Below are 5,595 nucleotides of genomic sequence, written 5' to 3'. Positions count from 1 at the left end.
CCCGCGTTTTCCGCGGGTGGGCCCGCCCTCTATTGCAGTGCAGTAACGGGCGGGCCCGAATACCGATATCTCCTGCGAACTCGGTGACAATCGATCTCTACCCACAACAGGAGGCGACATGAAGCGCTCACGTATCACGAGCCTCACCGCGAGCGCTCTGTGTGCCGCATTCGTCGCCTGCACCGCGGTCGCGAACGCCGGGGTCGCCTCCGCCCTGCCGATCTATCCCGCCTCCGACCCCGATCCCTTCTACGGGCAGCCGCAGGGTCTGGCGGAGGCCGCGGTCGGCGAGCCGCTCGCGGTCCGCCCCATGCCGCCGCTGCTGGCGTTCCCCGACACCGACGTCTGGCAGGTGAAGTACCGCACCACCAACTCGGAGGACCACCCGATCTCGTCGGTCACCACCGTTCTGGTACCCCGCAACCGGCAGGTGAACGGGCCGTTGCTGTCGTATCAGCACATCATCAACGCGCTCGGGCCGCGGTGCGCGCCGTCGCGGACGCTGTACTCGAACGACCCGGACCTCCAGATCAAGGAGGCGCCGGCACTGAACCTCGCGCTGCAGCGCGGCTGGACCGTCGCTCTGCCCGACCACCTCGGCCCGAACAGCGCCTACGGCGCCGCCCGGCTCGGCGGAACCATCACGCTCGACGGCATCCGCGCGGTGCAGCGGGTGCCGGAACTGGCGGTCGCGGAGAGCCCGGTCGCGCTGGCCGGGTACTCCGGCGGCGGCATGGCCTCGGCGTGGGCCGCGGCACTCGCACCGACCTACGCCCCGGAACTGAACATCGTCGGCGTCGCCGAGGGCGGGGTGCCTATGAACATCGGCAAGATGGCCAACGGTCTCGGCATGCAACCGCATCCGGCGTTCGGTCTCGCGATGGCGGCGGCGCTCGGACTGGAGCGGGAGTACCCGGACAAGCTGCCGATCAGCGAGCAGCTCAACGACCGCGGACTGGCGATGCGCGACGAGATGGTCAACGCCTGCACCAACGGCATTCTCGCGGCCGGCGCAGGCCGCAGCGCCACGGAGGTCGCCAAGACCACCGACCTGATGAGCAGTCCGCAGGCCTGGGAGGTGCTGAACGAGAACAGCGTCGAGCTGTACCCGGGAGTTCCGACCGCACCGATCTTCGAATGGCACAGCCCGACCGATGTGCTCATCCCGGTCGATTCGATCGAGGCGACCATCGCCCGGTACTGCGCCGCGGGCGCCACGGTGCAGTCGGACCTGTTCCCGAGTCCCGATCACCTGACCACGGCCGTTCTGGGTCTGCCGACCGCCCTGGACTACCTGGACGCTCGCTTCCGCGGCGACCCGGCGCCGTCCAACTGCTGACCCGGTAGGTGCCGATCGGCGGCGGGCCCCCAGGCTCGTCGCCGGATTGTGTTCTGCCCGTGCGCAGTCCGAAATGTTGAGCGTTTGAGCAGATCTACCAGGGGGTATCCCGAAGCCATGCACCCCAGCACACGCACCGCAGTCGTGACGGGATCTGATTCGCCGATGGGCCGCGCCGTCGCCCTGGCACTCGCGGGAGACGGTTTCGACGTGGGCCTCGCCTATGCCGCGGACCGGGAGAGCGCCGAAGCCACGGCCGCCGACGTCGAATCCAGATCGGTGCGCGCGGCCGTGCAGCGTATGGACCTGGCCGACCTGCCCGGCTCCGCTGCCGCCGTCGACGAGTTCGCCCGGGACCTGGGCGGAATCGGCGTCCTCGTCAGCTGCCCCGGCAGCACCGCCGTCGAGTGCATCCAGCGCGCCGTGCGGTACATGATCGCCGGTGGCGGGGGCGGACGGATCGTCAACGTCACCACCTCCGCGTCCGGTCTCGGCGGGCTGACGGGTCTGCTCGCCGCCGAACTGGCGCGGTACTCGATCACCGTCAATTCGGTGGTGGTGCCCGCGGTCGAACCGGACTTCGCGGCGCCCGGCCCCGACGATCGGGAAGTCGCCGGCGTGGCGTCGTATCTGTGTGCGCCGGCCGGAATGTTCGTGACCGGTGCCGCGTACGTGGTCGACGGCACGAGGATCGCGATGATCCCGCACAGCCTGACCGAGGCCGGTGCGTTGCGTCCGCCCCGCCGGGCAGGCCGCATCCGGTCCTACACCGGCCGCTGGGCGCCCACCCGCTGGACGCGGTGATTTCGTCCGCGGGTCCCTTCGAAACCCGCGGACGCGCAGCCGAAAACACGGACGCGCCGTCGAAAGCGTCGTTGCCCCCTCGCGCCGGGAGTACCGTGTGCGCAGGGGGCTGCGAGTCGAGAGTGACGGTGTGATGCCGGCGGCAGTGAAGGGCACAGTGGGAAACCTGCCCCACGAACTGACGAGTTTCGTCGGCCGTCGCCGTGAGGTGACCGAGGCGCGACGACTGCTGTCCGTGTCCCGTCTCGTGACACTCGCCGGGATCGGGGGTGTCGGGAAGACGCGGCTGGCGTTGCGGGTGGCCGCCGATGCGAGCCGTGCCTTCGAGGACGGGGTGTGGCTGGTCGAGTTGGGGGAACTCGACGACGACACCACCCTCGTCGACGCCGTCTCGTCGGCGCTGCGACTGCGGGAGCAGCGCGCCGGGAACCCGGAAGTGCTCCTGACCGAGTACCTCGCCGACCGGCAATTGCTGCTGGTGCTCGACAACTGCGAGCACGTGGTCGCCGCGGCCGCCGCGCTGTCGGAGTCGTTGCTGCGGAGCTGCCCGGAGTTGCGGATCCTCGCAACGACCCGCGAACCGCTCGCGATCGGCGGGGAGGCGGTGCTCCGGGTTCCGCCGCTGACGGTGCCGGAACCCGAACGCACCTCCCTCCAGGGCCTGCCGCAGTACGAGGCGGTGACGTTGTTCGTCGAACGGGCAGCGACGGCGGTGCCGGAGTTCGAACTCACCGAGGACAACCACGTGGCGGTGGCCCGCATCTGCCGCCAGCTGGACGGGCTGCCGCTGGCGATCGAGCTGGCGGCCGTGCGGCTGCGGGTGATGTCGGCGGAGCAGATCCTGCAGCGGCTGACCGACCGCTACCGGTTGCTGACGGTGGGGTCGCGGGGCGCGCCGAGCCGCCAGCAGACGCTGCGCCTGTGCGTCGACTGGAGTCACGAACTGTGCACCGACGAGGAACGCGAACTGTGGGCGCGACTGTCGGTGTTCGCGGGCGGCTTCGAACTGGACGCGGTGGAGGGGATCTGCGCCGGCGACCTGCCCGTCGAGAACGTCCTCGACGTGGTGGCGTCGTTGATCGACAAGTCGATCCTGATCCGGGAAGAGGTCGGGCCCTCGGTGCGGTATCACCTGCTCGAGACGGTGCGCGACTACGGCCGGGAGAAACTGCAGGAGACCGGCGAACTCGTGTCGCTGCGGCGGCGGCACCGCGACTGGTACGAGCAGTTGGTGGTGCGGTGCGAGGCCGAATGGATCGGACCCCGGCAGGTGATGTGGATCGGCAGGCTCGACGCGGAGAAGCTGAACGTGCGGGCCGCTCTGCATTTCTGTCTGACCGAGCCCGGGGAAGCGGAACCGGGGCTGCGGATCGCCGCCGCACTGTATCCGTACTGGCGCGCCCGGGGACTGCTCCGCGAGGGCCGCCGATGGCTCGGGCAGCTGCTGGGGCGGCACCCGGGCGGCGCAAGCAGGGAACGGATCGAGGCGCTGTACGTCGACAGTGTCCTCGCGGGCATGCACGGCGACCGGGAGGCCGCGAAGGCGCTGGTCGACGAGGGGGCCGTCCTCGCCGAGCGGAACGGTGACACGCTGCTCGGCGCACTGGTGGTTCACGCCGCCGGGTGCTGCGCCATGTTCGCCGGCGACCTGCCGCGTGCGCGGGCATGCTTCGAGGAGGCCCTTCCCGTGTTCCGCGACCGGGGGAGCCTGCTCCAACTGACGTGGGGACTGCTCGGGGTGGCACTGGTCAGCGGCATGCAGGGCGACGGGGCGGTGGCGAAGATGTGCGGATCCGAGATCTTCGCGCTCACCGGGGCCCACGGCGAATCCGTGTATCGCGGCTGGTCGCTGTGGGCGGCGGGCATGGCGGCGTGGCAGCGCGGGCACCTCGCCCTCGCCGACGACTACGTCAAACAGGGCCTGCGGCTGTCGCACCTGGTGGACGACCGGATCAGCGCGTGCGGGGCGCTCGAGGTGCTGGCCTGGGTGGCCGTGGGCTCAGGCAGGGCCCAGAATGCCGCCGAGCTGATGGGTGCGGCGGAGGCCGTCGCACAGGCCGTCGGCAACCCGAGCACCGTGTACCCGAACCTGCTCGTCCACCACGCGGAATGTGAGCAGCAGGCGCGCGCCGTGATCGGGGACCGTGCGTTCGACGCCGCATTCGACCACGGCATGCACACATCCTTCGACGACGCGGTCGCGCTCGCACTCGACGAGCGGCGCCCTGACGCCGCGGCGTCGCCGAACGAGACGACGCACCTGACCCGACGCGAGTGGCAGGTGGCCGAACTGGTCGCGGACGGGCTGACCAACAAGGCGATCGCGGCACGGCTGGTGATCTCGCAGCGCACGGCGCAGGGGCATGTCGAACACATTCTCGCCAAATTGGGTTTCACCTCGCGCACCCAGATCGCGGCGTGGATCGTCGAACACGCGCAGGACCCGCACCCCTGACCGGGCACCCGCGCGGGGCGAAATAGGTATGCCTCCGGGTCGTTCAGCCGCTGTACTTCCGCGCTGCGGACGGGATGCTCGTACACGTCCCCCACTCCGGCTCCAGACCGAGGCCCCCGATGTCCACTGATCCCCGAATGCACCGAAAGCCCGACCCCCAACTTCCACTGCCCCCGCTTCTCCGCCGGGTGCGCACCGTCGACCGGTGTCGTGTGTGGACCGGGGGACAGCACGTGGCATGCGACGCGGTGGGGCGGGATCTCGTGGGGGTGGCGGCGTGACCACGGACGGTATGACCCGCTGGCAGGGAATCGCACAGAAGTGCGAACTGATGATCCAGCGGTGCCTCAACTGCACGACCCTGCTCGCCCCGTTGATGGCCACGTGCTCCGCGTGTCAGGGGTCGAACCTCGAACGGGTCCCGTCGTGCGGTGTCGGGTCGATCGTGTCCTCGAAGGTGGTCGACCGCGATCTGAGCGGCGTCGACCGTGGCCGCGGCCCCTGCACCATCGCGATCGTCGAACTCGACGAGGGTCCGTGGGTGTACACCTGGATCGACGGCGACGTCCCGGCACCCTCCGACTGCCCGGTCCGGGTCGAGTTCCGTCCCGCGTCGACGGCGGAACAACTGCCGGTGTTCGCCGTCCGCTCCGGTGATCCGCGATGACCGCCGTGGCCGAGACCGACGGCGAACCGGACGAAGCGTTCGGCACCGAATGGCTGCGCGTGGCGCTGCGCCGGTGCGAGTTGCTCGCGCAGATGCACTCGGTGAGCTCGGATGCGCGCTGGATGATCAGCTTCGCGATCCAGTGGGCGCCGTTCGGCGGTGCGAGCGCCGCGGAACTGCTGGAAACCTTCGGCGTCAACCGCCGGCGTTTCATGGAACTCGTCCTCGACGGACTCGCGCCGAAGGCCACCGACATCCAGAAGATCCGAGCGATGAAGGGTCAGCTGCGGACCTCCCTCGCGCAGGCGTGGGTCGTGCAGTAGGCCCGGC

Annotated in this window: 5 protein-coding genes; all 5 read left to right on the top strand. The window is 70.1% G+C overall.

Features of this window, described 5'->3' with window-relative positions:
* Nucleotides 1-118 precede the first annotated feature (118 nt).
* The 5 genes from ACFU5V_RS12390 to ACFU5V_RS12370 all read left to right on the top strand — a co-directional run bounded on the left by ACFU5V_RS12390 (nt 119) and on the right by ACFU5V_RS12370 (nt 5,588).
* On the top strand, nt 119-1,339 hold the full coding sequence (locus ACFU5V_RS12390) for a lipase family protein (RefSeq protein ID WP_378699443.1): 1,221 nt from the start codon (nt 119-121) through the stop codon (nt 1,337-1,339).
* Nucleotides 1,340-1,456: 117 nt separating this feature from the next.
* Nucleotides 1,457-2,143, top strand: coding sequence for an SDR family NAD(P)-dependent oxidoreductase (locus tag ACFU5V_RS12385; RefSeq protein WP_378440880.1), 687 nt, complete (start codon nt 1,457-1,459; stop codon nt 2,141-2,143).
* A gap of 97 nt (nt 2,144-2,240) precedes the next feature.
* Nucleotides 2,241-4,598 carry an ATP-binding protein gene (locus ACFU5V_RS12380; protein ID WP_378699440.1) on the top strand — a complete coding sequence of 786 codons (2,358 nt, stop codon included), beginning with the start codon at nt 2,241-2,243 and terminating at the stop codon, nt 4,596-4,598.
* A 277-nt stretch (nt 4,599-4,875) separates the two neighbouring features.
* Complete coding sequence (locus tag ACFU5V_RS12375) at nt 4,876-5,265, top strand: Zn-ribbon domain-containing OB-fold protein (protein WP_378434733.1); 390 nt, start codon at nt 4,876-4,878, stop codon at nt 5,263-5,265.
* Nucleotides 5,262-5,588 (top strand): hypothetical protein, encoded by a 327-nt coding sequence (locus ACFU5V_RS12370; protein WP_378699438.1) that lies wholly within the window; start codon nt 5,262-5,264, stop codon nt 5,586-5,588. The genes ACFU5V_RS12375 and ACFU5V_RS12370 overlap by 4 nt, the downstream gene beginning before the upstream one ends.
* Nucleotides 5,589-5,595: the final 7 nt, after the last annotated feature.

Origin of the sequence: Rhodococcus sp. NPDC057529, from assembly GCF_042802055.1 — a bacterium.
GTDB lineage: Bacteria > Actinomycetota > Actinomycetes > Mycobacteriales > Mycobacteriaceae > Rhodococcus_F.
The sequence above is the reverse complement of the archived record's forward strand: the minus strand, read 5'-3'. Positions and strand labels throughout refer to the sequence as shown.

Coding starts and splice junctions, on each gene's coding strand:
- ACFU5V_RS12390 (WP_378699443.1), top strand. CDS start 119: ATGAAGCGCTCACGTATCACGAGCCTCACCGCGAGCGCTCTGTGTGCC.
- ACFU5V_RS12385 (WP_378440880.1), top strand. CDS start 1,457: ATGCACCCCAGCACACGCACCGCAGTCGTGACGGGATCTGATTCGCCG.
- ACFU5V_RS12370 (WP_378699438.1), top strand. CDS start 5,262: ATGACCGCCGTGGCCGAGACCGACGGCGAACCGGACGAAGCGTTCGGC.